We start from the raw sequence: 25,983 nt of genomic DNA, 5'->3' as shown, positions 1-25,983 counted from the left end.
CGGCGGTCGGGCCGGGGCGGGGACGGTCAAGCGGCGAAGGCGACATAGGTTGCGGTGGTGAGGCCGGAGAAGGTGATGAGCTGGCGGGGCTTGAGACAGGTGAAGGCCGCGTGCATTCCGATGCCGACGAGGACGGCGTACGGCATCGTCTGCTCGATGAGCAGCGCGGGCGGCAGCGCGATCTCCGTTGCGATGGCGACGACAGCGACCGCGCGCAGCGGCGGATGTCCTGCGCGGTGAGCTGGCCCGCGTGGCGGCGGACGAGGCCGGGAATCGCGTGCTGCCGTCGGTAGGGAAGCTGGTCCCTGACCTGGGTGTAGGTGTGGATCCACTGGGCGAGGTAGAGGCCGGTGCGGAACTGGGGGGGAGCGGAGCTTGTGCCAGGCGCTGTTCCAGTAAATGTCGATAGTGATCAGCACGAGGAGGCATTGCGCCCAGGTGTTCGCCGTGCTCAGGCCGTGATGGATGTGCAGGCCGTGGCCGATGTCACCGGCGAGCAGGAGGCAGCATCCGGTCAGCAGGGTGTAGCGGACGGCGTTGGGGCTCTTGAGGTAGAGCAGTTCCATGGCGGCGCCGGCCAGGACCAGCAGCAGTGACAGCCGGGGGGCGAGTCCGGCGGCCAGGGCCACGGCGGCGGTGGTGCGGATGAGCAGGGCAGGCCTGTACCCGGTCGCGAGGAGTCGGGCACGTGCGGGGCCGAAGCGTTGTTCGGCGAGGTGGAGGCTGAGCGAGCCGGGGGAGAAGCGGTGCCATCCGCCCTGGCCGAGAGAGAGGGCGAAGCGGGCGGTGAGGACGGCGCCGAAGAGGATGCGGAACCACTGGAGCCGGCCGGGGTCGGTGGGGTGCTGGAAACCGGTAGCGACCGCGTCATAGAACCACACGGCCCTCTCTCACCTCCACGGGCTGCTCGCCGCGGGCGGACAGGACGTGGCCGTGTCCGTCGATCTGGTCGTACCGGCCGCTGTGGGTGAGGTGGTCGAGGATCGTCTGGAGCTGGGGCGGTCCGAGGATGAAGCTGCCTGGGGAGAGGTAGTCGTAGACGTTCACGGGCTCGGTGCGGCCGTCCTTGGTGGTGCCGGTGAGCGTGATGATCGTGAAAGTGGCCCGGCAGAACATCTTCCAGCGCAGCCAGCGGCCGGGCAGGGGGGTGAAGCCGGTGATCATCCACGCCACCAGGCCGAGGGTGACGGCGATCTGGACAGCGGACAGCACGGATGTGGGCATGGGCAGGAACCTCCGAGTGGGGAGGGTGAAGGTGGGGAGGGGGCGGCCCGCGAAGGTGGGGCGCCGGGGAGTCAGCGCTCGGGTTTGGGGGGCCTCTGCATCAGCGCGGCCGCAGCCTGGCCGAGAGTGACCTTCTCATGCAGCAGGGCGGAGATGACGTCCGTGATCGGCATCTCGACATCGTGGGCGTGGGCCAGGGCGAGGATCGCCTCCGCGCTCTTGACGCCCTCGGTGGTCTGGCGGGTGGCGGCGGTGGCCTCGGCCATGGTCAGGCCGTGGCCGAGGTGGGTGCCGAAAGTGCGATTTCGCGACAGGGGGGAGGAGCATGTGGCCACGAGGTCGCCCAGGCCGGCGAGCCCGGCGAGGGTGGCCGGGTGGGCGCCCATGGCCACGGCGAGCCGGGTGGTCTCCGCGAGTCCCCGGGTGATGAGCATGGCCTGCGCGTTGTGGCCCATGCCCATGCCCGACGCGATGCCGACCGCGAGGGCGATGACGTTTTTCACGGCGCCGCCCAGCTCGCAACCGGTCACGTCGGTGCTGGTGTAGGGGCGGAAGTAGGTGGTGTGGCACGCGTGCTGGACGCGGTGAGCGGCGGCCTCGTCGGGGCAGGCGACGGTGGCGGCGGCGGGCTGGCCCTCCATGATCTCGCGGGCCAGGTTCGGGCCGGAGAGCACGGCGACGCGGTCGGCGGGGATACCGGTCACCTCGGTGATGACCTGGCTCGCCCGCAGGCCGGAGCCGATCTCGATGCCCTTCATCAGCGACACGATCACGGTGTCCGGGCCGATGTGCGGGGCCCAGGCGGCGAGGCTCTCCCGCAGGGACTGCGCGGGAATGGACAGCACGAGGAAGTCCGCGCCGTCCAGCGCGGCAGCCGGATCGGTGGTGGCCGTCAGGTTGTGGGGCAGCTCGACGTCGGAGAAGTATCCGGGGTTGCGGTGCGAGGTGTTGATCGCGTCGGCGATCTCGCTGCGCCGGGCGTGCATGATCACGCTGCTGCCGGCGTCCGCCATGATCTTGCCCATGGCGGTGCCCCAGGACCCGGCCGAGAACACCGCCGCACGGACGTGGTGCTGGCTCACTGCTGCGGGGTCCTCTCGCTGGACGCGGGCCTGTCGCTGGGCTGGGCCATCCTAGCGGCCGCCCCCGCTCCTGCCGGGGCGGCTGGGATGCGCCGCAGCGTCAGCAGGACGGCCCGCCGGCCGCGCAGGGTGGGACGCACCTGCCGCGCCTCGCCGAGCATGAGCTCGGCCGGGCCCTCGCCCAGCTCACGCCGCAGCTGATCGGCGTGGGCGATCCACAGCCGGTAGAGCCGCTCCCACATCGCGGGCTCGCCGGGCCGCTCATCCACGTGCTCCTGCGTCAGACCGGCGGCATCGACCTGCTCGTGCCACGCCGGTTCCGCGCCGCGCCTGAGCGCGCGGGTCACGACCAGACGGCCCCCCGGGGCCAGGACGCGGCCGAGCTCGCGCAGCGCCGCCCCGCGGTCGGCGGCGCGGCCCAGAACGTCCACGCACACGATGGCGTGGGCGCAGCCGTCGGGCAGGCCGGTGTTCTCCAGCTCGGCGACGCGGAAGACGGCACGGTCGGCTGTGTCACCGAGGAAGTGGGCGCGGCGGGCGGCGGCTTGGGCGACGGCGACCGGGGAGAGGTCGAAGCCGTCCAGGCGCACGTCGAGGGCGCGGGCCAGCCACAGGCCGATGCCGCCGGCGCCGCATCCGGCGTCCACGAGGAGCTGGCCGGGAACCATTCGCAGACGCGAGGTCAGCAGCCCCAGCAAAGGCCAGTCGCAGGAACTGGAGGCGGCGACCTCCACCGGATAGTCCTCACCCATCGCCTCGGCGTACAGGCGGGCGACCAGAGCGGTGCGGGCGCGAGCACAGTGGAAGGCGTCGTACTGGGCCGAGCGCCCAGGGGACGTCGCGGGTGCGGTGGTGGTGTTCATCGGGGCATTGCCCTCCTGATCCGGGAGCGGGTGCCGGGGCAGATGACCTGCACGGCGTGGACGGGGCTGTCCGGGGCGGACAGGTCCAGGGCCACCGGCTCGTACCCGGTGACGTGCGCAATCTGCTCGGCCACGGCCCTGGCCTGGGCGGCGAAGCCTCCGCCGGCCGCAGCGAAGCGGGCTGTCGCCTGCGGCCATGACGCGTGCCCGACGGTCTGCGGCGGGCGCCGGGGTGAGCTGTTGAAGCTCCCCGGGTTGCTGGGGAGGTCGTCCCGGGTCCCGGCGATGGCGGTGAGCCGGGACTGCGCGGCTTCGGTCAGCGCCCGGGTCAGCGCGATCCCCGGGAGGCTGTGGCAGCCGCCCCCGGCGAACGTGACCGGGTAATCCTCCGACCACAGGTGGGCCACGCACACCGGCAGCCCGTACGGGCCGTCCACCAGCGCGATCTCCAGGCCCATGCCCGCGGCCGCCAGCCGGGCGATCACCTCCCGGCCGTGCGGGTCATCGACCGTGCAGGGGTCGATCAGCGTGCGCCGCCCGCCCGCCTGCCCGTCCCGGAACAGCACGTCGCGCTCCACCACCTCGAACAGACCGTGCAGCAGCGCCTCGTCCCGGCTGTTGCCGCACGCCAGGCCGGTGCTCGTCGCGCGCAGCAGATCCGGGCTCCACTGGGGCCGCTGCACCCGGCGGCGAACCAGATCGCACGGCAGCAGCGCCCTCTCCCCGCCCAGCAGGCCGGTCCCGGGCGTCCACTCCCACACCATGCGGGACAAGGTGCGCTCCGGGTAGGGGACGGTCATCGCCAGCGCCGCCACGGGGCAGTTGGGGGCGACCTCGGCAGCCGGGCCGTACGCGGCGACGGGCAGCGGCTGCTCGACGTGCCACAGCTCGATCGCCTCCATCACCGCCGACAGCCTGGCCAGCAGGGGTGTAGCGCCCTTGCCCTGCGATGTGCTCAGGGTCAGCGAAGCGGGCCGGATCGCCGTGAAGACCGGAAGCCCGATGCAGTCCAGGCCGGTCAGGTCCGCGACCCGCGTGATCCCGAAGTGCGCCAGCCGCCCGGCCAGCGCCTGCCACGTCTGCTGCGGCGTCCGGGCGCGCACCGTCCCCGGCAGCGCCACCAGCTCCTCAACACCCACCATGAGCCGCCTTCGCATTCGTCCTCTCGGTCTCTTCCAGGAACCCGGGCACGAGCGGCTTGGCCGCCTCGACCGCACGCGCCCCGCAGACCAGACCGCGCGCGGACGCCTCCGCGTCCAACTCCCGCTCAGTACACCGCCACACCCGCAGCAGGAGACCGCGGGTCACCTCGCTGCGTACCGCCGCCGTGGAGAAGCCGGGCCTGCTGCGGCAGGCCCACGCGAGAGCATCTGCATACCGGGCGACCGCCTGCCGGTCCTGCGCGCTCTCGCCTGCCAGCAGCAGCGCTACGGTCGGCTCGTCTCTCAGGTCGACCGGCGGGTGGAACACGCGATGGGCGGGCAGTTCCCCGCCGCTCACCCGAGCCAGCCGCTCCGCCAGCGCCATCCCCGGCCCGCCGTCGGCGGGATGCCACGAGAGGTGGTCGAGGTAGGCCGCCCACCTCTCACCGAACGCCGGGTCGAACACCTGCTGGTAGACTAGACGGTCCTCGGTGGACAGCACCAAACCGTCCACCCGCTCGCGCGCAAAGGCGTTGGACCAGCGGCGGAAATAGGCCGTCTCCCACATGGGCGGCTCGACAACAACCCCGTCCCTCCTCGCGGCGCCACCGAGCGCGGCACGTACAGCGGCGAGCGCGTCGACGCGCTTGAGGTCGCCGAAGTGCCCGTCCTGCCGGCGCTGCTCGGCCAGCCACCCGGCGAACGCCGGCTCGCCCTGGCGGCGGCAGACCTCCCGCACTGCAGCCCACGTGCGCTGCGGGTAGAAGACCGCGCGCAGTGCCGCCAGGAGCTCGGCAGCCCGCTCAACGTCGAGGATCCCCGCCGACTGGGCGAGTTCCAGGACGTGCCGGAGGTTGACCACCGGCCAGGTCAGCGCATCCCACGCACCGTCCGGGGCCTGCCCGACCGCCACCTCGTCGTCGCCGTCGATGTACCCGCGCAGGTACGCGGTGTAGATGCTGCCGACGCCGAGCATCCCATACGGCGCCAGTTCGGCAGCCCGCAGAGCGCCGATACTCGCCGCCCCGACCACCCCCACACCCCGGCCCATCACGGCGAGGATCTCTTTGTGCCGCAGCGCAGGCGCCTGGTGATACACCCCGTCGATGAGCACCACCGTGTCACCGCCGCCGATCGCGGGGTCGAACAGGTCACCGTGCTGTGCTGGCGGCCGCAGCCGCAGGCCCGGCGCGGCGAGCTGCGGCTCGGACCTCGCCAGCGTCGGCCCGACGAACACGTGAATCACTGCACCCTCCAGACAGGGCAAGCGGGGAGGAGCGCCCCTCCCCCCGGACCCCGACGGGACCGACGAGAGGGACGCCACGGTCAGAACGCTGACGCGAGAGGCAACTACTCCTCGTCCTCCACGTCGACGGCGACCACCACGGCCCCGGTGATCTCCTCGACCCCCTCCAACGACGCCGAGGCGCTGGCGGCGATACCGGACTTGGACTGCTCCATGGGTCTACTCCTCTTGCCGATTCCGACAGTGCGGGCCAGCTGCCCGCACCGGTGGTGCCGCGGGCCAGGAGCCCGCCTGCCCGACCCCGGCCGGGGCGGGAAGTCTCGGTGTTCAGCCCTGGGCGAGAGTGCGGTGGTCGGCGACGATCCACTCCGTGCCACCTCCCTCTGGGCGCAGGAAGACTGCGCCGGGAGTGACGCTCCCGGTGGCGTCTTCCCCCGCGCCGATGAACTGCACGGTGCCCCGGCGGCGGTGACCACCGGCGTTGACGACCACCGCGCCCTCACCCAGCCAGTCAGGCAGGACCTGGGGAGAGACGACTCGGTGTGCGCTGCTCATGACGCAACCTCCGTGTTCGGGCTCCCGCAAGGGTGAACCTGCCAAGACCGCCACGGAGGGGCATCCTGGGGGGCATCATGTGGCCATGCCGATCGGACAGTTGATCCGTGATCTGCGCATCCTCAAGCAATGGACACAGACCCAGCTCGCCGAGCAGTTAGCCGTGTGCGCAGGTGACCCCACCGGAGCGCCAGGCCGGGACGCGGTCAAGCGGTGGGAGACGGGCAAGGTCATCCCCGGCAAGCACTGGATCGCGCACTTGTCCCACGTAGTGGGCGTCCCTGTCGCACAGTTGGAGGCGGAGGCTACCCTCGACCGCGTGAACCGACGAGCCTTCCTCGGGCTGTCCACCCTGGCCGTCACGCACGGCGCCATGGCCTCGGAGATGGCCGCCAGCATCGCTGGCCGCGACCCGGGCCCCCTGGCCCGCGTCCAGACCACACACGGCGCGGACATCGTCACCGCGTCGCTGCTGACGGACAAGGCATCCACCGCGACCCTGCGCCGGTGGATGCTCGACGGCGACGCACCGATCCTGCGCGTCAACGCCGCGGGCATCCTCGCCAAACTGCCAGGCCAGGGACAGGCCGACCATGTCGCCCGCGTCCTGGCCCACGACGACGAGGTCTGCCACCTCTACCTGACGGCCGTGGCCTCCCGCGTCTGCGCCGTGGACTGGACGACAGCCGGTCGCATCGCCTCCCAGCCCGCCTCGTACGCCCACCGCGCGGACTTCCTCGCCACCCGCTTCGCCAGGGAGGCCCTCAACCCCCGCGACTCTGGCGCCCGCTGGTGCTCTTCAGTCATGCTGCGGGAACTGAGCCCCATGATCGGACGGAGTCCCGCGTGATCGTCTTTGAAGTCCCCCAGGGCGAGCTCGTCAACGAGCTGAACCGCCAGGCCGCCGAGGCCGGCATCACCGAGGCGGCGATCGTCTCCCTGATCGGGGCCGCCGACTCCTTCACCGTCTCGACCATGCCCGAAGGCGACCCACTCAAGGACACCATCACCAAGTACGACCTGCCCGGCGAGATGACCGGCACCGGCGAGATCCGCAACGGCTTCGTCCACCTCCACGTCGTCATGGGTGTCGAAGGCGACCGCGCCATCGCCGGACACCTCCACGAGGCGGTCATCGGCACCCACTTCGCCCGCGCGTACGTCATCCCCACCACCTGACCGGCCCACCGGGCGAATGCGCCACAGTCGGCCACCGGCGTGCCGTCACAAGATGTCGGCCCGCCGTCTACTGGGAGTAGTAGGCCTTGATGCTGACCGCCGGTCCCCGGGAGTTGTCTGCCACGGCGGTGGCCGCTGCTCCCGTCACTTCGATGGTGGTGGTGCTGTGGGAGGGGATGCGGGTGAGGCTCCCGATGGGGGTGACGGAGACGGCTTGCTGGCTCTGGCCCTCGGGCGGCTGGTCGTAGACTATGTAGGAGACCCGGACATAGACCGGCCACGCGTTGGGGTTGGTCAGGCGGACCTTGGAGAACCGTTCGAACCGGGATATCTCACGGCCCGCGTCGTCCAGCGCCTGCGTGGTGACCGGCTCACGGCCCGCTACCACCCGGCGATCCGCCGCCACGACCTTGTCCACCCTCACCCGGACGTCGGCCACCTCGTGCTCCCCGGGCCCGGAGAACCGCAGAATGTCCAGGCCGTAGCCGTAGGGGGACACCAGCGCTCCGCGGTCACTGCCATAGACAGTGGTGACCTTGACCTTCGGCATCGGCTGGTGTGCCCGGTCCAGCGCGGTGAACGACAGGAGCGTGACGACGGACTGGCGATAGGTGTTGTGGATCGCCAGGGTCTGGTTGATCGTTTCGTCCCCGCTGGAGATCCCGGTGTAGGAGAACGACAGATCGCTCGACGTCGGCCCGTACTCCCGGCCGACCTCAGCCTGCAGCCCGCACCCCGCGGTCAGCACGCTCATGACAGCCACCGCCCCAGCGGCAACTGCCGTTCTGTGTCTGAATTCCGATATTCCATGCATGTTCCGCCCCCTGGTGATGACTTGCTGGGTGCAACCTGAGCACAGTTCCCCCGCGGCTGGCAAAGGCCTTGGGTGCGGATCCGTACCCATCGCAAATGACGGCACCGGTGCAGATGAGCCGCCCAGGCCGACGCCGGCCGAGGAACCGCGGACTCTCGGCAGCGAAAGAAGGTGGTCCCTGCCGACGGCTACCGAGTGTCGGCAAAGGGGCGGCAGCTACCTACCGGGCACGAACGGGCCGTACACGAGATGGCCACCGGCGCCCGCGAGGGGGCCCTGTTCACCGACGACGTTCGCTGCCCGGTCTTCGTCGAGGACCTCGCCGCCGCCCTGCTGGAACTCGCCGCGGGCGAGGCGGCCGGCATCCGGCACCTGGCCGGGGCCGACGCGGTCAGCCGCCACGTTCCCTGTCAAGTTCATCTGTTCGCATTCTGTGGAGTGCTCTGAGGATCCGAGACGCTGTGACTGATTCCCAATCGTCGTTGTCAAGCAGTCGTAGGGTTGTGCGGGAGAGCGAACTCGCGGTCAGGGACGTGCGTCTTGGTGGTCCTCAGTGCTGACGCCGAGGGCGGCTCGGGCCACCGCCAGGCGCTCCCTGGACTCGGATATCCACCCTTCACCTGGTGTTCGACTGCCTTCAGTGGCACGACATCGACGTGGAGGACCCGGACGGGACGGTGCGCCGCCGGCCCGATGTAAAAGGTCCGCCGGCGGCACAAACTCCCGCTCCATCCCAGCGACGCCCAGGTCATCACCTGCCAGCAGGACCACCTGCGGCGCCATTCCCCGCACCTGTTCCATGAAGACGGACGGCCCCGCTCGACCTGCATGGTGCTGTTTCCCACCCCGCGCCGCTCCCGCGCCAACGCGCTCGGCGAGCGGCCCTACGACAGCAGCACGATCGGTTACTGGCTTCAGACCTGGCTCGACCAGTTCGCAGTGACCGACGAACAAGGCAAGCCCTTCGACCCGGCACGGGTGCTCCCCTACGCCTTCCGGCACACCTATGCCCAGCTCCGCGCCGACGCCGGCGTCCCGCTCGACATCCTGCAAGTCCTCATGGCCCACCAGGACCCCTCCACCACCCAGGTCTACTACCGGCCCTCGCACCCCCGGCGGGTGGAAGCGGTGCGCGCCATCGCCGCCAAGTACCAGTTCGACCTCACCGGCGGCCGGATCCGCGCCCGCATCCCCGACGACGACATGGCCGACCGGATCCGCGCGGGCGTAGGCTCGGTGCCCGTCCCCGCGGGGCGCTGCCACGAGATGAACAACGTCCGCGCCGACGGGCACGGCTGCCCGGTGTACAACCGCTGCTTCTCCTGCACCTTCTACACCACCGACTTCACCCACCTGCCCGAGCTGCGCCAATTGCGCGCCGGGAAGGCGGAGCAGCTCGCTGCGCTGGAGAGCGCCTACGGCGGCGTGCTTACCGCGGGACCGTTGAGCGCGGCGAGCCTGGAGCTGCTGCGCCAGGAGGTTCAGCAGATCGACGAACGCGTCGGCAAATGCGAAGCCGACATCAGCTCATGCTGTTGGAACAGAACGCCGCCCTGCAACGGACCCTTCACGAGATCCAGAACGAGCTACGCACGCTACGCGCCAACGACCTGGGTGCCCGCCTCCGCGACGGCATGAACGCCCCCTCGCCGCGGGACTCGGAGATGGAGGAACTGCGCGCGCAACGAGACGCAGCACTCGCAACCGGCCGTCAAGCAGAGACTGCCATGCAGGCACTCCGTAACGTCAACCAGCGGCTGATGGTCGAGAACGGCCGGTTGATCGCCGCGGATACTGCAGAGCCCCTGATCAATCAGTAGATGCCTGTCAGGCACGGTTCGCTGCGGGCTACTTACCTCCCACGCGCCTGTCGCATCTCTCGCACCCAAGGTAGTGCTGACAGCGTGGACGAGGTTCCGGTTCACGGGCATCGAGCACCTGGAGTTTGACCTGTAGCAGCACCCCGACGGAGGTTCCAGAACGTCGCCCCCGCCCACCACCTGCGCGGCACCGTCGTCTACCTGCTGGAACAGCGTCACGCCGACTGCGCCCTGTCGGCCAAGGGCAACCAGGCGGCCCCGCTCGCCTGGGTCCACGCAGCTCTGCCACCCGCGGTCCCCGAAGCGGAGGAGCACGTCCAAACCGAGCGTTCCCGGTCGGATCATCCGCTCGTCGGTCTGGACCGCCCCGCTACCTGATCAACTGACTTTGACGCTGCGCTGGGGGCACATGGCCGAATTCCGCGATTCGGCTATTCATTCGAGACGGCGGATGGCGAAGTGGAGCGGGCTGCGGGCAGCGGGCAGCGGGCTCGGTCGTCTACAAATGCGCATACCGAATCGGTTCTCCGAACGGCCCTTCGATCAGGTGTCCGCTTTCGGCGGCCCGTAAAATACCTGAATCCCCGCACATAAAAGTGCGTTTGACGGGCGAGAGGTGACCATTTCCAGGGTCCTGGTCGGTATTTTCCAGACGTTAAGGCCGGATGACTGTGCCACACGCACGTTCCGTATTGATGTTTCCGTGCCCCACGCCTACTTTATTTTCCGTAACGGCACAGGGGCCCCGTATTTCCGCGGGCGCCTCAACTAACCGTGTCCACAGGCGGGGGTCACCCATGGCGCTGACGGTCGACGAACTGGTTGCACTGTTCCCGGCGGGGGGTGCGGGGACGTTCGAGTTCGATACCGGGCGGCTCGGGCTGAGCGGCGAGGCCGAGTCCCTGGAGCACCTGCCGAGCGGCGTTCTGACCCTCACTGAGGCGACTGCCGACAGCGCTGCTCTGACGGTGACCGGCAAAGTCACTTTGGCCGGTGAGGAGATGCCGGCCACCGCCCGGTTCTTCGCCACCGGCACGGCGGTCAACGCGCTGCTCTTCGAGGCGAGCCCGGCGACCTGGCTGCTCCAGACAGCCGTCGCCCGCGTCGACCTGTCCGGACTGTCCGGCGGCCGGTCACTGCGGGTCCTGCTGGCCGCCGGCCAGGCCGCGGCCGCGGCCGGACGGTGCCCCGGCACCGGGCCCTGGGTGGGCTTCCAGCTCGGCGGGGCGGTCGCCGACCCGCTGGAGTTCCGCGCCGAACTGCGCAAGGAGTCCATCGGCACGGCCCAGCCCCTCGACGGACCGCCGCTGCTGATCACCCCGCTGCTCGAAGCCCTCGGCGAGTACGGCGTCGAACTGCCCGGACCGCTGGTCGACTGGCTGGAGCGGGTCCAGCTGCACCAGCACCCGATGGGCAAGATGGACAACCTGATGGTCACCGCCGAAGCGCCGGTGGACCACGGCACCGGCGCGAACCCAGTGGAACTGCTGGTGCTGCGGACCACGGCGCTCGGCCGCACCGATCAGGAGGGCAAACCCAAGGCCACCACCGTCGCCATGGTCCGGGTCCGCACGGACTGGGACGGTTCCGGGCTGCCGGTGGTCGGGCCCATGATCGGCAACGGGCTGCTGTCCCTGCCCGCGCTCCAGATCATGTACGTCTCCGAGAACCTCAACGCCGAAGACGTCATCAAGATCAACCGGGTCATCACGGAGTACAACCTCGGCCCGCTCCAGCAGTTGCCGGTGGTGAACGAAGCGGCAGGAGTCCCGCTGGGCAAGAATGTGAGTGCGGCGGTCCACCTCGCGGTCATGGGCAATCCGACCCCGGCACTGGTGATCACCGTCCCGCCGAAATTCGGACCGGATCCGCAGAGCCCGGACAAGCCGGGGCTCGAATACGAGTTCGTCATCGGCAAGCAGTTCGGGCCGGTTTACCTCTCCGCGATCGTGTTCCGTTACGACCTTAAAAAAGGTTTGCTGATCGAGCTCCAGGGCCAGGTCACGGTCGGTTCTCTCACCTGGCAGGTCGCCGGGCTCGGCTTCTACGTCGGCATGAGCGGCGGCTTCCCGCTGCTGCCCTTCCTGCACGGCATGAACATCGAAGCCACCGCCGCCGACGGGCTCATCGGCCTCAAGGGCGGCCTGCTCAACAAGACACCCGACGACCCCACCCTCGACTTCGAACTCGCCGGACTGATCCTGGTCCAGGCGATGGCGGTCGAACTCGGCGCCCAGGCCGTGTGGGCGCGCAGCGTCGAAGGCTGGCACTCGGTCTTCATCTACGGCGAGGTCTCCCTCCTCGGCGGCGCCTCAGTCTTCGGCCCGCCGCCCTTCACCGTCACCGGCTTCTCCGCCGGATTCGGGATCAACAGCTCCTTCAAGAAGGTCCCCACCGGCGCCGAGCTCGCCGAATTCCCGCTGGTGGCACGGCTGGACGCGGCTCAAGCGCTGCCCGGGGACCCCGCCCCGACGCCGTACACCCCCGAGGACGCGCTCAAGGCCCTCACCGGACCCACCGGCTGGATCCGCCCCACCGAGGGCCAGTACTGGATCGCCGCCGGAGTGAAGTTCACCAGCTTCGGCTTCATCGAGACCAAAGCCCTCGCCGTCATCGAACTCGGCGACTCCGTCAAGGCCATGCTGCTCGGCCGTACCTCCGTCAGCCTGCCGCGCACCCTCAACCCGAACGCCCGGGCCATCGCCAAGGTGAACATCGGCCTGAGCCTCGGCTTCAGCTCCGCCGAGCACTGCCTGTCCATGGACGTGGCCCTGCTGCCCGGCAGCTATGTGCTCGATCCGTCGATCGAACTCACCGGTGGCATCGCCGTCTACGTCTGGACCGGCGGAGACCGCGCCGGGGACTTCGCCATCAGCCTCGGCGGCTACCACCCCGACTACAACGTCCCCACGCACTACCCCCGGCCCAAGCGACTCGGGTTCGTGTGGTCCCCGGCCAACGACATCACCGTGCGGGCCGAGGCCTACGCCGCGATCACCCCCGCCGCGTTCATGTTCGGCGGGCGCCTGGCCGCCGTCTACGACAAGGGCATCTTCTCCGCCTGGTTCACCGCACACCTCGACGTGCTGGTCCAGTGGAAACCCTTCTACCTCGATGTCCGGCTCGGCATCAGCATCGGCGTCGCGGCCACCATCAAGGTCTGGTTCGTCCGGGTCCGCATCTCCGTCGAGGTCGGCATCGACCTCCACCTGTGGCTGCCGCCCTTCGGGGGCCGGGCCACCGTCAAACTCTGGTTCATCTCCTTCAGCTTCGGCTTCGGCTCCTCCCGCGACAACACCCCCACCGTGGAATGGCCCGAGTTCCGCACCCAGATCCCCGCACCCGTCAGGGTCATCCCCAACGAGGGCCTGCTCGCCGACGCCGATCAGGGCGAGATCGCCCGGCGTGCGGCCGCCAAGGAACCGACCCTCGTCTCCTCGGCCGGATTCACCTTCACCACCGAAGCCGGCATCCCCGCCTCGCACCTCTACATCAACGAACGACTGATCGAGCAGTCCGACGAGGGGACCATCGACATCCGCCCCATGCGGAGGACCGGTGTCACCTCCGCCCACCGGGTCACCATCACCAAGGACGGCACGGCCTTCCACCCCACCGACCATCACTGGGTGGTCAAGCCGGTCACCGGCACGGTCGCCCCCGGCCTGTGGGGCAAGCCCCTGGCCAAACCCGGAGACGCGCTCGACGGCGACCAACTGCTCGAAAACCGCCTCACCGGACTGAGGATCACCCTCCCCGAGCCGGACTACGGCACCGACACCGGGCCCGTCACCTCAAAGGCGCTCTCGTACGAAGGACTCCCGTGCGGTCGCATGCCCCTGCGCGTGTCCGACCCCGCCGGGCCCGAGCCGCGGGCCGACGACCAGAGCGTGCGGACCATCGTCTGCACCGTCGCCGCCCCCACCGTCAAGGTCCGCCGCACCGCCGTGCTCAGCACCCTCGCCCGGCTCGGCGCGGGACCCGGCACCGGCACCGACAGTCCGCTCACCGGCTATGCCGCACTCGCCGGCCGCAGCCTGACCACCCCGCCCCTGACCACCACCGCGACGAGGTGACCGGCCGTGACCGCTGAACCGGATCTGCGCATCCACTTCCTCGACCACCTGATCCCGCGTGCCACCCCCGGCGACTACCGGGTCGTGGTCAAGAACACCCTCAGCGACGCCGGCGGCGAACTGGACGCCCAGGACAAGCTGCTCCCGTCCGAGGAGACCTTCGAGATCAAGGCCGTCCGCTTCGTGCTCAGCGAAGCGTCCGTCCACGCCTACTACCCGCCGCGCGAGAGCACCGGCGCCTACACCAGGACCCTGCCGCACATCACCCTCAGCCGGTCGATCCTGCCCTGGGAACGCAACCTCGCCGGAACCCGCGCCGAGCAGCCCCCGGCCCGCCCGCCCTGGCTCGCCCTGCTCGTCTTCGGCGAGAACGAACTGCCCGACGACCCCGCCGCGTCCGGGGACACCGTGCTGCGCACCGTCGAGGAGCTCCGCAACCCTGCCGAGGCGGGGGTCAAGGGCCCGAACCTGCCGTCCGGCGGCGTCGACGAGGCTGAGGCCCGGAGCAAGTGCCGGACCATCGACGTCCCGGCGGACCTCTTCAACGCGGTAGCCCCGCGCGAGGACGAGATGTACTACCTCGCGCACGTCCGCAAGGTCGTCGACGCGAACAGGACCCGGGCCGACGGCGAAGTCCTCGAAGAAGGGGAGTACGCGGTCGTCAACGCCAACCGCTTCCCCCACAACCCCGGCAACTACGCCGTCCACCTCGTCTCCCTCGAAGGCTTCGAGGGCCGCCTGTCCGGCACCCTGCCCGGCGGCACCACGGCCGTCCGCCTGTGCTCGCTGCACAGCTGGAGCTTCACCAGCAGCGAAGGGCCCGCCGCCGATCCCGGAGCACTGCTGGAGAACCTCGTCGCCCCCAGCACCGCGGACCCCGAAGAGCTCGAAGAGCTCGCCCTGCGGCTGCCGGTGACCGCACCGGTCACCGACGACCCCGAGGACGGCTACGTCCGCGACCGCCTCGAACGCGGCTACACCGCCGTCCCGCAGTTGACCCTCTCCGGCGAACGCACCTTCGCCTGGTACCGCGGCCCGGCCACCCCGGTCACCGCTTTCGACGTGCCCACCGAGCACAGCCCCGGCCCGCACACCACCTCCGACCACGCGCTCATCTACGAGCCCGAGCACGGCATCTTCGACGTCAGCTATGCCGTCGCCTGGACTCTCGGTCGCACCATCGGCCTGGCCGACCCCGAATACACCACCGCCGTCAGCCGGGCCCGCCGCGAACTCGCCAACCGGGCGACGACACTGATGGCGCTGGCCGGAGACCCGGCGCGCGCCTCGGTCGACCCGGATGCCCCACCCGCCCTCGGCGCACTGCGCGAACTCGCCTCCGCAGGCTTCCGCGAGCGGCTCAGCACCGGGCTCAAAAGCCCCCAGCTCCCGGACGACGCCGGACGCAGGACACCGCAGCCGAGAGTGACACGTACACAGTCAAGGTCCGTGCTCGCGGAAGAACGCACCGTCTCCCTGCTGCGGACCACCGCGGAACGCAACGCCGAGGCCATCGCCGCCTGGCAGGCCCGCCTCGGCCTGCTCCAGGGCGTGCCGTTCCACCACCTCGTGCCCGACCCGCGCATGCTGCCGCTGGAATCCCTGCGGATGTTCCGCCTCGACCAGGGCTGGCTGGACGCGCTCGTCGCCGGAGCCGCCGACGTCGGCGTGCACACCACCGTCGACAGCCGCCTCGCCACCGAACTCAACCGGGCCACCGCCCGGTCGGGCAGCACGAAGCGGGCCGCCGGCGGACTGCTCATCCACTCCGAACTCATCCCCGCCTGGCCGGACATCAAGGTCAACGCCTACCTCAAGGACGGCACCGTCCTCACCGAACTGCGCCGCGCCAAACCGGACAAGAGGATCCTGCTCGTCCTCTGGGACGGCGTTCCCGACAAGGTCGTCATCCGCGAACCGGGACAGGGAATCCACTACGGCATCGACTCCGGGAACCGCCTCGGCCTGCGCAGCCTGGCCGCCGACCCGCCGATCGGCACCCCGCTGGAGACCTACTACCCGGCCACCGGCAGCCTCTTCGACCTCCACCTGCGCTCCGACCCGGACGCCGGACCCGCGGTGCTTCAGATGTTCGGCACCGGCGGCCTGGTGCCCGCCCTGGCCCGGGAACTCGGGCTCACCGACCTGGACCCCGGACAACTGGCCCTGGAACTCGTCAACGCCCCGCTGGAACAGGAAATCCTCAGCCCCACCGGCACCGCTGCCCGGACGGAGACCGCCTGATGAGCGCCACGGACCTGATCGTCCCCGTCAAGGTGCACGCCCTTGTCGTCAACCGGCTGACCCGCACCGCCGAGACATTCAACCGGTGGACACCGAACTTCGACGCCATGATCGAGGAGGGCGCGGGCGCGGAGCCGCCCCCCGGCGTCGGCACCGAGACCATGGGCCCGGACAGCGAAGGCGTCTACGTCCACTGGCAGCTGCCCGAGGCGCTGGCCAACGGGCACTACGACCAGACGACGGGTGAGACGACCTTCCCCTTCGTCCCCAACCGCTGGCTGGTCGTGCGCTACAGCACCACAGCGGCGGCGGCGGACCGCAAGGCCGTCGGGTGGATCGTGCAGAGCGACTACCTGGAGAGCCGCCCGGTCCAGGACGCCGACGGCAACGACGTCTACGGCACCAACAAGCACCCGAACCCCGACACGCCGGAGGGCGCTCCGCTGGAGCTGACCTTCCTCGGCCGCCGCCACGACCTCACCCAGGCACCGTGGACCGAACCACCTGCCCAGAAGCCGCACCTGACCGCGGCCGGGCCCGGACTGCCCGGCTTCGCGGCCTACCAGCCGTACAACAAAGACGTGTTCTCCATCCACGACACCCTTGAGGACCTCAAAGGCGGCCTGGACAACTACCCGCCCGACGCGACGCTCAGCTACTTCGTCATCGGCTGGTACAGCGACGACGACCTCGACTACCTCCACCGCGCCGCGTCCGTGCCCGGCCTGCTCCCGCCGGACGCGGACGGGACGGCCGACCTCCTCGAAGCCCTCGGCTGGAACACCCCCGAAGGCACTGCCGCCGACGCCCTGGACCGCACCCTCTACAGCGGCTTCGCGCTGGGAGTCGACTGGCAGCGCGAAGGCGCCACCCATGAGTCCGACAAACCGAGCAACGTCGAGCTCAGCACCATCCTCACGCTGGGCAGCAGCAGCGCCGAAGCCCTCGGCCGGCTGGCCGCCCGCCAGACCCGGTCCGCGCGCACCGGGGACCTCGTACGCTCGCTCTTCCACGGCACCCTCGAAACACTCGACACCGCCGACGGCGAAGAGGACCTCGACACCCTCACCCACCACTCCTGGTTCTCCGGCTCCGACGGCGGCCATGTGTGGAAGGTGACCGCGCGCCCCGTCGAAGGCGACGACGAGCTGCCGCCCCCGCCGCCGGAACCCGGGTGGCTGACCGAACTCAACGCTGTCCAACAGCAGTACGACGACCTCACGCCCAGGCTCCGCCGCTCCCAGCAGCGCCTGTGGAACATCTGGTGGCTGCGCAACAAGCCGGTCCCCGCCTTCACCCCTGAGCACCCCGCGGGGTTCGACGCCGCAGCCGATGTCCAGCTCGACGAGAGCGATGCGACGAGTCTGGCCGGGCGGACCAAGGCTTTGCTCGACGAGCAGTTCGTCCTGTTGAGGCAACTGCCCACCGGCACCACCCCGGAGGAACTCGCGGCCGACATCGAAAAGTACGCGACCGAGCGCGGACTCGGCCCGCGCTACCAGCTGGAACGCACCGCCCGCGAGTCCTACTACCGCCCCGCCGACCCGGTCGTGCTCATCAAGGACACCGGTGCCAAGGAACCCCTCACCCGGGACACCCCGCTGCCCTGCCGCCTCCCCGAAGCCCTGATCACCCGAATCACCGTCGACGGCAGGACCTACGACCGACCCACCACCGCGCCCAGCCCCCCACTGGCCGGACTCCCCGACGCCTGCACCCCGCTGCTCGCCGAGTTCGCCCTCCTCGACCAGGTGGCCCGAGTCCCCGGCGCTCTCGACGCGGCTCTCAAGGACCCCGCCGCCGTCACCGGGCCCGTCCCCGAGCACACCGCGCCATGGCGGCAGCCCTGGCTGCCCATGCACCTCGAATACGAATTGAAGTACTGCCCCACGCCCTTCCAGGCCGATGACACCACCTACTGGACCTTCAACGGCAGCCGCTACGAATGGTCCGGCCTGGGAGCCCAGCCCGGCGGCGGCGAAGCCGACCTGCGCTGGCTCACCTTCAAGAACCGGGCATTCCTCACCCCGAGCGCGCCGTTCGTCCTGCAGAAGCAGGTCGACCGCTACCTCGACACCTACTCCGGCGCCCCCACCGAAGGCCTGCTCGCCCTGCGCGAGGAAGTCGGCGACCCCGGACTGCTCTCCCAGCGCCTCGACGGCTTCCACGACTGGCTCGTCCAGCAGGACGGCACCGCCAGGACCACCGTGCACGTCCCCGAGGCCACCGCCAGGCTCGTCGGCGACATCCAGAGCGTCCCGGAAGGCGGGCCGCTCGAACCGCCCGCCGACGACCCCGGAACACCGTTCCAGCCGGTCCGGGCCGGCCAGTTCACCTTTCACGACCTGCGCATCGTCGATCGCTTCGGCCGCACGTATGACATCGTCAACAGCGGCAACTACGAACAGGTCTCCCTCACCCTCGCCGAGAGCGTTGCCCCTGACAGCGTCCTCGACGAGGACCTCGTCGGCACCGCCCGTTTCGTCCAGCTCGGCCCGCGTCTCCTCCAGGGCGCCCGCGTCCGGCTGGAGACCGTACGCGCCGTGGACGGACAGCGGCTCTCACCGATGGCCCGCGCGGCCACGCCGGAAAACCCGCTGGCCGGCTGGCTGCTGCTCAACCATCTCGACCAGACCCTCGTCGTCCACGGACCCGACGGCGTCTGTCTCGGCGAACTCCGCGTCGTCAAGGACATCGACGGCGCGGACGACAGCGTGTGGCTACCGCTCCCCGGCTCGCCCCATCCCGACGTCGACGCCCAGGAGTTCGAGGACGCCATGCCGCACCTGGCCCGGTTCGTCCGCACCCTGAAGGACAAACCCGCCGCCGCGCTCACCGGTCTGCTCGACACCATCGACCAAACCCTCGACACCATCCTCGACGACGCGGCCCAGGAGGACGGCTCTCCACTGCGGCTCATCGGCCGTCCGCTCGCGCTGGTGCGCGCCGATCTGGGCGTCGAGCTCGAAGGACCGCTGCTGAGCAACCCGAGCTGGGACCAGGTCCTTGGGGAGTCGCAGGAGGAGTACGACGGCTACCGCTGGCCGGTCCGGCTCGGCAACGAAAAGCGCCTCCGCGACGGGCTCATCGGCTACTTCGCCGGGGCGACCGGGCCCGACCAGGAGACGTCGTACGACCTCTTCCACGCGGTCATGCCGCAGGGCGGCGGAGGCTACCTGACCCCGATCGACAACGGCCACGGCCTGGCCGTGCCCGCGCGCACCCCGGACCAGCCGGTGAAGCACCACCTGACGCTACTGATGGATCCGTACGCGGCGGTACATGCCACCACGGACATCCTCCCGGTAACGAAGGTGCAACTGCCCGACGACCTGGTGTCCGAGGCGATGCGGCGGATCCGGGCGTCCTTCCGGCTCGGCCCGCTGCTGGCGGCCGAGCGGGTCGACAAAGCCGAGGAGGCCCGGCGGGCGCGGGCGCAGGAGGAGCCGACGGAGGCCGGAGTGGTGCTGCCGCAGCCCGCGTCCTGGCACGGGGCGTGGAGCTGGGCCGAGCCGCGCGGGTCGGACACCGAGTGGGTGGAACTGCCGATCGTTCCGGCTGATTCCGCGGCGCACTTCGGGGACCCGCAGGCGCAGGCCCGGTACGGATACCTGCTGCTCGACGCGACCGAGACGTCCTGACACCGCTTACCGAAGGGCTGTTGCATGAGCGTCATCATGGTGAACACCACCAACCTGCTGCCGTACGAACCGTCGACCGACCCCAAGCCGTTGCGGGTGAGCTCCGCCGAGGAAACCGAATACGGCTCCGTCAACATCAATGCCGGCGGCGGGATCACCACGCCGGCCTGGTGCAACAAGATCACCGTCCGGGTGCCGGTCGGCGCCGGGGCCGAGCACCTCACCACCGAAGGCGCCGCCATCAAGACAGGTGCCAGCACCGGCTGGACGCCGTCCGCCCCCACCGTCTCCGGCGGCTTCGCGGTCGTCACCTTCACCCCGGCCCGCGCGGTGCAGTTCACTGGGCAGATCATCACGCTCACCCTGTCCAACATCGCGGTCAACCGCACGGCGGGTCAGGTCTCCATTGAGATCGTCGAGAGTTCGTCAGGGACGAACGGGAGTTTCACCGACAAGGACGCTGCGGTCGTGGTGGACAAGTTCCCGGCCGGGTTCGTGTTCCGGAATTTCGCGCCCGAGAAGATCATGGTGGAGAACGGTGAGGCCGCCGTGCTCCGCTGGGAGGGCTCGGACGCGAAATACACGATGCACTGGGGCGACACCCCCGCCGGAGTCTCCCTCGACAAGGAACGCGTCTGGCCCACCCCACGCGGCCTGACCACCGTCACCGGCTTCATGCTCCGCGCCGAAGTCACAGCCGGTGGCGTCACCCTCACCCACACCCTGACCACGGCGGTCACCGTACGCATCCCTGACCTCGTCGTCAGGAACCTCACCGTCCAGGGCCCGGCCACCTTCGCCGACAGCGTCAGCCTCAGCAACACCGCCAAGGACCTGACGGTCGCCGGATCGGTGCGCGGCGCGGGTAGCAACCCGCTGCGGATCAGCCAGAACGCGGGCCTGAAGGTCGACGCGGCCCTGAACGTCACCGGGGCGAGTACGTTCGCCGACAGCGTCAGCCTCACCAACGCCGCCAAGGACCTGACGGTCGCCGGATCGGTGCGCGGCGCGGGTAGCAACCCGCTGCGGGTCAGCCAGAACGCGGGCCTGAAGGTCGACGCGGTCCTGAACGTCACCGGGGCGAGCACCTTCAACAACAGCATCACGACCATCGGCGCCGTCACCGTCGGGGGCACGCTCACCGCCAACGGCAACCTCAGCGCCGTCGGGACAGGGACCGTCCGAATCGCCGACCTCCGCGGCCCGTACGGCGAACCGCTCAAAATCGACAGCCACGTCAACGTCTTGCCCGGCAACAACGTCACCATCACTGACAATCTCACCGTCGGCGGCAAGCGGGCTATCCGCGCCGGTGACCGCATCAAGCTGGAGGTCAACAGCCACAACAAGGAGCTTTATCTCTACTGTGAGACCGGTTCCCATAACAACGTCTACGGGGGCAGTAGGAACTACTCCAACGCCACCTGGCGAGTTCATTACTACGACTCCCGCAGCAGCGTGAACGATGCTTCGGACGGCCAAGGAACCATCGCTGAACCCGACGGAGGCGACATCCGCTCGGCGGATGACTGACTGAGCGTTTCGCCCTGTGAGGTGTGTTTGATCCCGGGTCAGGTTCCGGGCCAGTTGGGGGTGGCTTCGCCGGTGAGGCGGCGGGCCATGAGGTCGATCATCGCGAAGTGGACCATGGCTTCGAACCGGTGCGGGTGGGTTTTGTAGTCTCGGGCGAGTCGGCGGTGGTGCATGAGCCACCCGATGCTCCTCTCGATCGTCCAGCGTCTGGGAATGACCGTGAACCCCTTGACGCGCCCCGGGGTTAGACGGGGTGGACGTGGATGCCCAGGCGGGCGCCGTGGTCGATGGCGGTGGTGCGGTAGCTGCCGTCCACCCAGACCTTGGTGACGCGCGGGTGGGCGGCGGCGATGCGGGTGAGCAAGGTGACACCGGCCGCGGTGTCGGAGACGCTGGCGGCGGTGACCAGGACTCCACCGCCGGCCGCACCCTCCTGGAGCAGGCCGCCGCCGACCACCCCAGCCTTCGCAAATCTGGGTCGACGGCGGCTACCGCAAGCACTTCGTCGAGCACGCAGCCGCCCTAGGTATCGACCTCGGAATCCTCCAACGTGCCAGACGCAGAGGAGCCGCCCCGGTGTGACGGTGGCCGGGGCGGCTCTGTAGGCGGAGTGGTCAGCGGTTCGGTGGTCGGAATGGGACGACGTTGTCCGCGACGGGAGAAAGCTCGCTCTCGGATTCCTTCTCCCGGGTGAGAACTGCGCTGGCGAGGGTCAGCAGGGTCACCTGCTGACGAAGCTCCTGGAGCTCTGCTTCCTTATTGGCCAGAGTCTTCTTCAGTTTGGAGACGGTTTCGCGGAGTCGCTTTTCGCTTTCCGGCATCTGCTTGGTCTCGGTGCGGACGCGCTCGTAGAACTCGTTCTTGAGATCGGCATGCCGTTTCATGAGAGCCATGCGGTGGACGTCAGCCTCGACGGCGAGCGCGACGATGGTGAGACTCCCGCTGGAGACTGTGGGCTGCCCGTTCAAGAGCCGGTCCATGGCCTCGCGGATGCGGGTGCGTTCGTTCTGTTGGTTCACGCGGCAGCCTCGGCAGGTCGGGCGGTAGCGTCGTGTGTGTCGGCGATGGTGCGGAGCTTGTCAGCGTTGTGCCGCAAGCGTTTGCCGAGCGGGCCGGGCGAGTATGCCGCGAGTTGGTCGATCTCGTCGGCCCGTTCCCGCAGCTGCCGGGCATGGGAGTCGGTTCGAACTGTGTTGCCGCAACCGGATTGGCAGGCGTACTGCCGTGGGGCTGTTGCTCCTGGCTCGGGGTCGCAGAGCGCGGTCTCCCGCTTGAATGCGCAGATCAGCATGGCGTCGGGGTTGTCAAAGAGGACGACGCCGTCCCGGGCGAGGAATGCGGCTGCCTTCTTCGCGAACGTCTTGGGGACGATGCGGCCCTCGAACCGTGGGGTCGTCGCTGCGGCGGTGAGAGCCCGGCGGGCGGCCGGCCCGGAGACCTTCTCGCCGGCAGCGATGCGGTCGCGGAGGCGGGCGGCGGTGTCAGCGGCGGCCAAGGCGGTCTCGACATCGAGGACGGAGTGCATTCCGCTCCGGCTGCGAGAGCCGTATCCGCTGGAAACTCTGGCGTCCAGGACGGTGCGCATGTGCCCGTACTGAATGGCCAGTGCGACCAGGCCGCCGGGGCGCCGGGCAATGTGCCAGGCCAGACTACGTCTGAACCGAGACATTCCGATCGCGCCATGAGGGTCCTCGGGGATGGCCTGGCCGGGCAGGCCCTGAGCCTGTGCCTCGTGGTTGACCCAGGCCACGAAGTCCTCGATGCGCTTGTTCAGCCCGCTGCCTTTCAATGCCCCGTGCCGGCCCCGTTGGAAGGCGAAGTCGTGGTGAGAAGCGCTCAAGAGGAGCTCGCCGTCGGGGACCATGCGCTCCAGGACGCGGATGGCGTGAACGACTGGGGTGATGGCGACCCAGGGGACCTCACGAGCTTCGCCGGCGGATATGTGGTTGCCGTCGTCGTCGACGACGTTCTTGTAGTGCTGGCTGCGGATCAAATGCCGACTGGCACTGCCTTGGGCGCCGGGTTCTGGATCGGGGCAGCAGCCTGTCCGTAGCCCTTGAACTTCTTGCGGACGCATGCCTGTGAGGTAAAGGCATACGACCACCGCAGCGGTGCCCAGGTGACGCATCAGGGTGGCAGCCTCATCGAAGTCCATGCGCTCGCGCCAGGGGGTCCCGTTGATCTGCCCGCTGACCGGCACCTCCAGCGGGCACGGGCCCGGGTGCTCGTTCGCCAGGCCGGAGAGCTGGTTGCGCGCGACGAAGTGGTCGATCTGTTTCACGCTCGCGCCGGTGACGGCGGAGATATAGGAGCGAGCCAGCCCCCGGCGGCCGTGCATCCGGACCGAAGGCAGCCCTCGGCCCGACCGGACATTCGGCAGCAAGAACTCCGCAAGGACGGCCTGCCCATCGGGGATGGCCGGGTTGGCCTCGGCTGCCGCGATCAGGCGGCTCCTCTCGGCCCACGCTGCCAGGATGTCGTCGGCGAAGTCATCGACGAACCGGATAGCCCAGACCAACAGCGGCCCCAGGACTGCCGGATCCAAAGGTTCCGTACTGTTCTCTCCGCGTGCCGGGCTGTTGGCGGCGGGAAGGAAGTCGTCGATGCCCTCGACGTCCCATGGCGGCCGGGTGACGCCCGCGGGCCTGGCACTGAGCTGGTCGAACGCCCACAAATCTGTCAGCTTGCCGCAGACCCTCGCGGCGTGGTCGCGGGAGACCCCCTCGCCCCAGCGCTGGGCGATATAGGCCCGCCACATGTCGTCGGTGCAGTCGGTAAGACTGCTGAGGCGGCGCGCGTGCAGCCATCGCGCCAGCCGCATCCACTCATTGCAGGTGTCCCTGATGTCCGCAGCGGACGTCCTGGCCCGGGAATGGCTTCCTCGCGTCAGAAGGTAGGTAGGACGAAGCCGGCCATTGATCATCGTCCAGGTCGTCTGTTTGACCTGGGCGAGCAACGGGTCGGGACAGCCCTGCCAGTAGATGGTGGCCAGCTCGGTGCTGGGGCTGTCGATGAGCGGAGCCAGCGGCCAGACGGGATCACGGTACTGCGCGTTCGGGTGCGTATTGCCGGGGCTGATCCATAGGGATAGCACCACGGGGCTGTTCGGATTCGGCGGAGCCAGAATGTACGGGTCGTTCTCGACGGCAAGGCTGGTCACGGGGAGAGGTCTTCCTTCAACAAGAGCTGGACGACGGTGCGGTCGGTGTCGCTGACGCGGGTCAGGGCCGCCTTCCAGGCAGCCGGGCCGACCTTGTCCCGCAGGTTCTCCAGCCGCAGCAGATGATCGTTCCAGCGGCTGTGGTACGTGTCGTCGTCCAGGGCGGAGCGCAGGCTCAAGATCTGCTGGTGCAGCAGGGCGAGCCGGGGGTGGTGGCCCGGGTGGACGTGGGCATTGGGATTCCCTGTCAAGTCAGCTTGTCGAGAATTGGGCCCGACACCGTGAGGTGCCGGGCCCGCCTTTTGGATCCTGGATTCAGACTGCGACGGTTGGCAGGTCGGCCAGCGAGGCGAGGTAACACTCGGTATAGAGGCCGGTGGAGCAACCGGTGCCGGAATCGGTGATCGCTTGGCGGTAGGTGTGGGCGACGACATCGCTGGTGCCGAAGGCGCCCTGGATGTTCGTTCGGATCGAGGGGGCCGACCTTGAGGTAGCCCTCGGCGCCAGGTCCAGCTGGCCCTTGAACAACTCGGTGTGCGGGTCGACCGAGAGACCCCCGATCCGAGGTAAACCGGTACGGTGCCGGTTGTCTTGTTTGTAAGCCATCGATCGACTGCGGGGTTGTCGCCGCAGGTCGAATGAGCACAGACTCGACACCGTCACGCGGACTGGGTTCGTCCTCCGCAGGCTTCCTGCGGGCCCGCGCCGCCCTATGGGATGAACCATGAGGTACAGGTGCGGCCAGTCAAGCACGGCGAGATCCGCTTCCGAGAGGACCAAGAACGTGTTACTACGACAAGTGACCATCGGGGCTGTCATGCTCATGGCAGTGACTGGTGGTGCGAGTACGGCCTTCGCCGACTCACAGGTGCGGGCCACACCGGGCACCGGGATCACGGCTGGTGAGCTGAAGTCCGTGGCGAGCCTGCCGCAGTTCGGGCTCCTTTCAGGTGCGGGCCGGCTGAAAAGCCGCTTCGGCTACGGCAACCAATGCCTGGACGCCGACTTCGACGGCGGCGGCAACGGCACCAAGGTGCAAGCCTGGACGTGCAACGGCTCCGACCAGCAGAAGTGGTACCTCTACGACGACTGGACCTGGGAGAACGCTCACTTCCGGGGGATGTGCCTGGATGCCGACTTCGACGGCCACGGCGCCAACGGGACCAAGGTCCAGTTGTGGTCCTGCAACGGCAGCGACCAGCAGAAGTGGGGCGGCCGGGAAAACGACCTTGCCATCTACAACGTCCGGTTCCTGAACAACTACCGGACCGTCCTGGACCGGGACCCGACGACTGCCAACGGCGCCCAGGTGCAACTCTGGGCGAAGAACTTCCAGCCCCAGCAGTGGTGGGATCTGCTCGGCCCGTGAACCGCTGACACCCCGGCCGAGGGGCTGGTTCACGA

General features: G+C 69.4%; 20 protein-coding genes and 4 pseudogenes. 11 read left to right on the top strand and 13 right to left on the bottom strand.

Going from position 1 to position 25,983, the window contains the following annotated elements:
- Positions 1 to 26 precede the first annotated feature (26 nt).
- The 7 genes from ACFWA7_RS08585 to ACFWA7_RS08555 all read right to left on the bottom strand — a co-directional run bounded on the left by ACFWA7_RS08585 (position 27) and on the right by ACFWA7_RS08555 (position 6,112).
- Entirely contained in the window at positions 27 to 881 is an 855-nt protein-coding gene (locus tag ACFWA7_RS08585; protein WP_385821748.1) for a hypothetical protein, read from the bottom strand.
- Entirely contained in the window at positions 868 to 1,224 is a 357-nt protein-coding gene (locus tag ACFWA7_RS08580; protein WP_385821746.1) for a hypothetical protein, read from the bottom strand. The genes ACFWA7_RS08585 and ACFWA7_RS08580 overlap by 14 nt, the downstream gene beginning before the upstream one ends.
- A 71-nt stretch (positions 1,225 to 1,295) precedes the next feature.
- Positions 1,296 to 2,306, bottom strand: a complete 1,011-nt coding sequence (locus tag ACFWA7_RS08575) for an NAD(P)H-dependent glycerol-3-phosphate dehydrogenase (protein WP_385821744.1) — start codon at positions 2,304 to 2,306, stop codon at positions 1,296 to 1,298.
- Positions 2,303 to 3,169, bottom strand: a complete 867-nt coding sequence (locus tag ACFWA7_RS08570; protein ID WP_385535841.1) for a class I SAM-dependent methyltransferase — start codon at positions 3,167 to 3,169, stop codon at positions 2,303 to 2,305. Before ACFWA7_RS08570 ends, ACFWA7_RS08575 begins: the two co-directional genes overlap by 4 nt.
- Positions 3,166 to 4,311 (bottom strand): YcaO-like family protein, encoded by a 1,146-nt coding sequence (locus tag ACFWA7_RS08565; RefSeq protein ID WP_385821742.1) that lies wholly within the window; start codon positions 4,309 to 4,311, stop codon positions 3,166 to 3,168. Before ACFWA7_RS08565 ends, ACFWA7_RS08570 begins: the two co-directional genes overlap by 4 nt.
- On the bottom strand, positions 4,298 to 5,557 hold the full coding sequence (locus ACFWA7_RS08560) for a TfuA-like protein (protein WP_385821740.1): 1,260 nt from the start codon (positions 5,555 to 5,557) through the stop codon (positions 4,298 to 4,300). Before ACFWA7_RS08560 ends, ACFWA7_RS08565 begins: the two co-directional genes overlap by 14 nt.
- Positions 5,558 to 5,884: 327 nt before the next feature.
- On the bottom strand, positions 5,885 to 6,112 hold the full coding sequence (locus tag ACFWA7_RS08555) for a hypothetical protein (protein WP_385535847.1): 228 nt from the start codon (positions 6,110 to 6,112) through the stop codon (positions 5,885 to 5,887).
- Positions 6,113 to 6,197: 85 nt separating this feature from the next.
- Between ACFWA7_RS08555 and ACFWA7_RS08550 the strand changes: the two genes are divergently transcribed.
- The gene (locus ACFWA7_RS08550; protein ID WP_385535849.1) at positions 6,198 to 6,962 is read left to right on the top strand and encodes a helix-turn-helix domain-containing protein; all 765 of its coding nucleotides are present in this window, start codon (positions 6,198 to 6,200) and stop codon (positions 6,960 to 6,962) included.
- Positions 6,959 to 7,291 (top strand): PCC domain-containing protein, encoded by a 333-nt coding sequence (locus ACFWA7_RS08545; protein ID WP_385535851.1) that lies wholly within the window; start codon positions 6,959 to 6,961, stop codon positions 7,289 to 7,291. The genes ACFWA7_RS08550 and ACFWA7_RS08545 overlap by 4 nt, the downstream gene beginning before the upstream one ends.
- Before the next feature lie 67 nt (positions 7,292 to 7,358).
- On the opposite strand, the gene ACFWA7_RS08540 is transcribed toward ACFWA7_RS08545, so the two are convergent.
- Entirely contained in the window at positions 7,359 to 8,045 is a 687-nt protein-coding gene (locus tag ACFWA7_RS08540) for a hypothetical protein (protein ID WP_385821738.1), read from the bottom strand.
- 288 nt (positions 8,046 to 8,333) lie between these two features.
- Between ACFWA7_RS08540 and ACFWA7_RS08535 the strand changes: the two are divergent.
- The 7 genes and pseudogenes from ACFWA7_RS08535 to ACFWA7_RS08505 form a co-directional block, all read left to right on the top strand.
- A pseudogene (locus ACFWA7_RS08535) lies at positions 8,334 to 8,507 on the top strand (dTDP-4-dehydrorhamnose reductase); the annotation flags it as partial.
- Positions 8,508 to 8,933: 426 nt separating this feature from the next.
- Positions 8,934 to 9,743, top strand: coding sequence for a hypothetical protein (locus ACFWA7_RS08530; protein WP_385821736.1), 810 nt, complete (start codon positions 8,934 to 8,936; stop codon positions 9,741 to 9,743).
- A gap of 26 nt (positions 9,744 to 9,769) precedes the next feature.
- A complete protein-coding gene (locus tag ACFWA7_RS08525; RefSeq protein WP_385821734.1) occupies positions 9,770 to 9,925 on the top strand; it encodes a hypothetical protein in 156 nt (51 codons plus the stop codon).
- A 797-nt stretch (positions 9,926 to 10,722) separates the two neighbouring features.
- Positions 10,723 to 14,001, top strand: coding sequence for a DUF6603 domain-containing protein (locus ACFWA7_RS08520; protein WP_385821732.1), 3,279 nt, complete (start codon positions 10,723 to 10,725; stop codon positions 13,999 to 14,001).
- 6 nt (positions 14,002 to 14,007) lie between these two features.
- Positions 14,008 to 16,245 carry a hypothetical protein gene (locus ACFWA7_RS08515; protein ID WP_385821729.1) on the top strand — a complete coding sequence of 746 codons (2,238 nt, stop codon included), beginning with the start codon at positions 14,008 to 14,010 and terminating at the stop codon, positions 16,243 to 16,245.
- Complete coding sequence (locus ACFWA7_RS08510) at positions 16,245 to 19,886, top strand: hypothetical protein (protein WP_385821727.1); 3,642 nt, start codon at positions 16,245 to 16,247, stop codon at positions 19,884 to 19,886. Before ACFWA7_RS08515 ends, ACFWA7_RS08510 begins: the two co-directional genes overlap by 1 nt.
- Positions 19,887 to 19,910: 24 nt before the next feature.
- Entirely contained in the window at positions 19,911 to 21,419 is a 1,509-nt protein-coding gene (locus ACFWA7_RS08505) for a hypothetical protein (protein ID WP_385821725.1), read from the top strand.
- A 38-nt stretch (positions 21,420 to 21,457) separates the two neighbouring features.
- Here the strand turns inward: ACFWA7_RS08505 and ACFWA7_RS08500 are convergent.
- Positions 21,458 to 21,831: pseudogene (locus ACFWA7_RS08500) on the bottom strand (transposase); the annotation flags it as partial.
- Between ACFWA7_RS08500 and ACFWA7_RS08495 the strand changes: the two are divergent.
- A pseudogene (locus ACFWA7_RS08495) lies at positions 21,826 to 21,971 on the top strand (IS5/IS1182 family transposase); the annotation flags it as partial. The pseudogenes ACFWA7_RS08500 and ACFWA7_RS08495 overlap by 6 nt on opposite strands.
- 62 nt (positions 21,972 to 22,033) lie before the next feature.
- Here ACFWA7_RS08495 and ACFWA7_RS08490 read toward each other — a convergent pair.
- The 4 genes and pseudogenes from ACFWA7_RS08490 to ACFWA7_RS08475 all read right to left on the bottom strand — a co-directional run.
- Positions 22,034 to 22,399 carry a hypothetical protein gene (locus tag ACFWA7_RS08490; RefSeq protein WP_385821848.1) on the bottom strand — a complete coding sequence of 122 codons (366 nt, stop codon included), beginning with the start codon at positions 22,397 to 22,399 and terminating at the stop codon, positions 22,034 to 22,036.
- A gap of 35 nt (positions 22,400 to 22,434) precedes the next feature.
- Positions 22,435 to 24,579 carry an integrase gene (locus ACFWA7_RS08485; RefSeq protein WP_385821723.1) on the bottom strand — a complete coding sequence of 715 codons (2,145 nt, stop codon included), beginning with the start codon at positions 24,577 to 24,579 and terminating at the stop codon, positions 22,435 to 22,437.
- On the bottom strand, positions 24,576 to 24,830 hold the full coding sequence (locus tag ACFWA7_RS08480; RefSeq protein ID WP_385821721.1) for a hypothetical protein: 255 nt from the start codon (positions 24,828 to 24,830) through the stop codon (positions 24,576 to 24,578). Before ACFWA7_RS08480 ends, ACFWA7_RS08485 begins: the two co-directional genes overlap by 4 nt.
- Positions 24,831 to 24,894: 64 nt before the next feature.
- A pseudogene (locus tag ACFWA7_RS08475) lies at positions 24,895 to 25,122 on the bottom strand (thioredoxin-disulfide reductase); the annotation flags it as partial.
- Between the two features lie 274 nt (positions 25,123 to 25,396).
- On the opposite strand from ACFWA7_RS08475, the gene ACFWA7_RS08470 reads away from it, so the two are divergent.
- A complete protein-coding gene (locus tag ACFWA7_RS08470; protein WP_385821719.1) occupies positions 25,397 to 25,948 on the top strand; it encodes an RICIN domain-containing protein in 552 nt (183 codons plus the stop codon).
- Positions 25,949 to 25,983 lie beyond the last annotated feature (35 nt).

The organism is Streptomyces sp. NPDC059994 (assembly GCF_042737755.1).
GTDB lineage: Bacteria > Actinomycetota > Actinomycetes > Streptomycetales > Streptomycetaceae > Streptomyces.
The sequence above is the reverse complement of the archived record's forward strand: the minus strand, read 5'-3'. Positions and strand labels throughout refer to the sequence as shown.

What these genes read in the sequence shown, in the direction of transcription:
- ACFWA7_RS08580 (WP_385821746.1), bottom strand. Translation starts at nt 1,224, where the DNA reads ATGCCCACATCCGTGCTGTCCGCTGTCCAGATCGCCGTCACCCTCGGC.
- ACFWA7_RS08570 (WP_385535841.1), bottom strand. Translation starts at nt 3,169, where the DNA reads ATGAACACCACCACCGCACCCGCGACGTCCCCTGGGCGCTCGGCCCAG.
- ACFWA7_RS08565 (WP_385821742.1), bottom strand. Translation starts at nt 4,311, where the DNA reads ATGGTGGGTGTTGAGGAGCTGGTGGCGCTGCCGGGGACGGTGCGCGCC.
- ACFWA7_RS08555 (WP_385535847.1), bottom strand. Translation starts at nt 6,112, where the DNA reads ATGAGCAGCGCACACCGAGTCGTCTCTCCCCAGGTCCTGCCTGACTGG.
- ACFWA7_RS08550 (WP_385535849.1), top strand. Translation starts at nt 6,198, where the DNA reads ATGCCGATCGGACAGTTGATCCGTGATCTGCGCATCCTCAAGCAATGG.
- ACFWA7_RS08540 (WP_385821738.1), bottom strand. Translation starts at nt 8,045, where the DNA reads ATGAGCGTGCTGACCGCGGGGTGCGGGCTGCAGGCTGAGGTCGGCCGG.
- ACFWA7_RS08530 (WP_385821736.1), top strand. Translation starts at nt 8,934, where the DNA reads ATGGTGCTGTTTCCCACCCCGCGCCGCTCCCGCGCCAACGCGCTCGGC.
- ACFWA7_RS08525 (WP_385821734.1), top strand. Translation starts at nt 9,770, where the DNA reads ATGGAGGAACTGCGCGCGCAACGAGACGCAGCACTCGCAACCGGCCGT.
- ACFWA7_RS08520 (WP_385821732.1), top strand. Translation starts at nt 10,723, where the DNA reads ATGGCGCTGACGGTCGACGAACTGGTTGCACTGTTCCCGGCGGGGGGT.
- ACFWA7_RS08510 (WP_385821727.1), top strand. Translation starts at nt 16,245, where the DNA reads ATGAGCGCCACGGACCTGATCGTCCCCGTCAAGGTGCACGCCCTTGTC.
- ACFWA7_RS08505 (WP_385821725.1), top strand. Translation starts at nt 19,911, where the DNA reads ATGAGCGTCATCATGGTGAACACCACCAACCTGCTGCCGTACGAACCG.
- ACFWA7_RS08490 (WP_385821848.1), bottom strand. Translation starts at nt 22,399, where the DNA reads ATGGACCGGCTCTTGAACGGGCAGCCCACAGTCTCCAGCGGGAGTCTC.
- ACFWA7_RS08470 (WP_385821719.1), top strand. Translation starts at nt 25,397, where the DNA reads ATGCTCATGGCAGTGACTGGTGGTGCGAGTACGGCCTTCGCCGACTCA.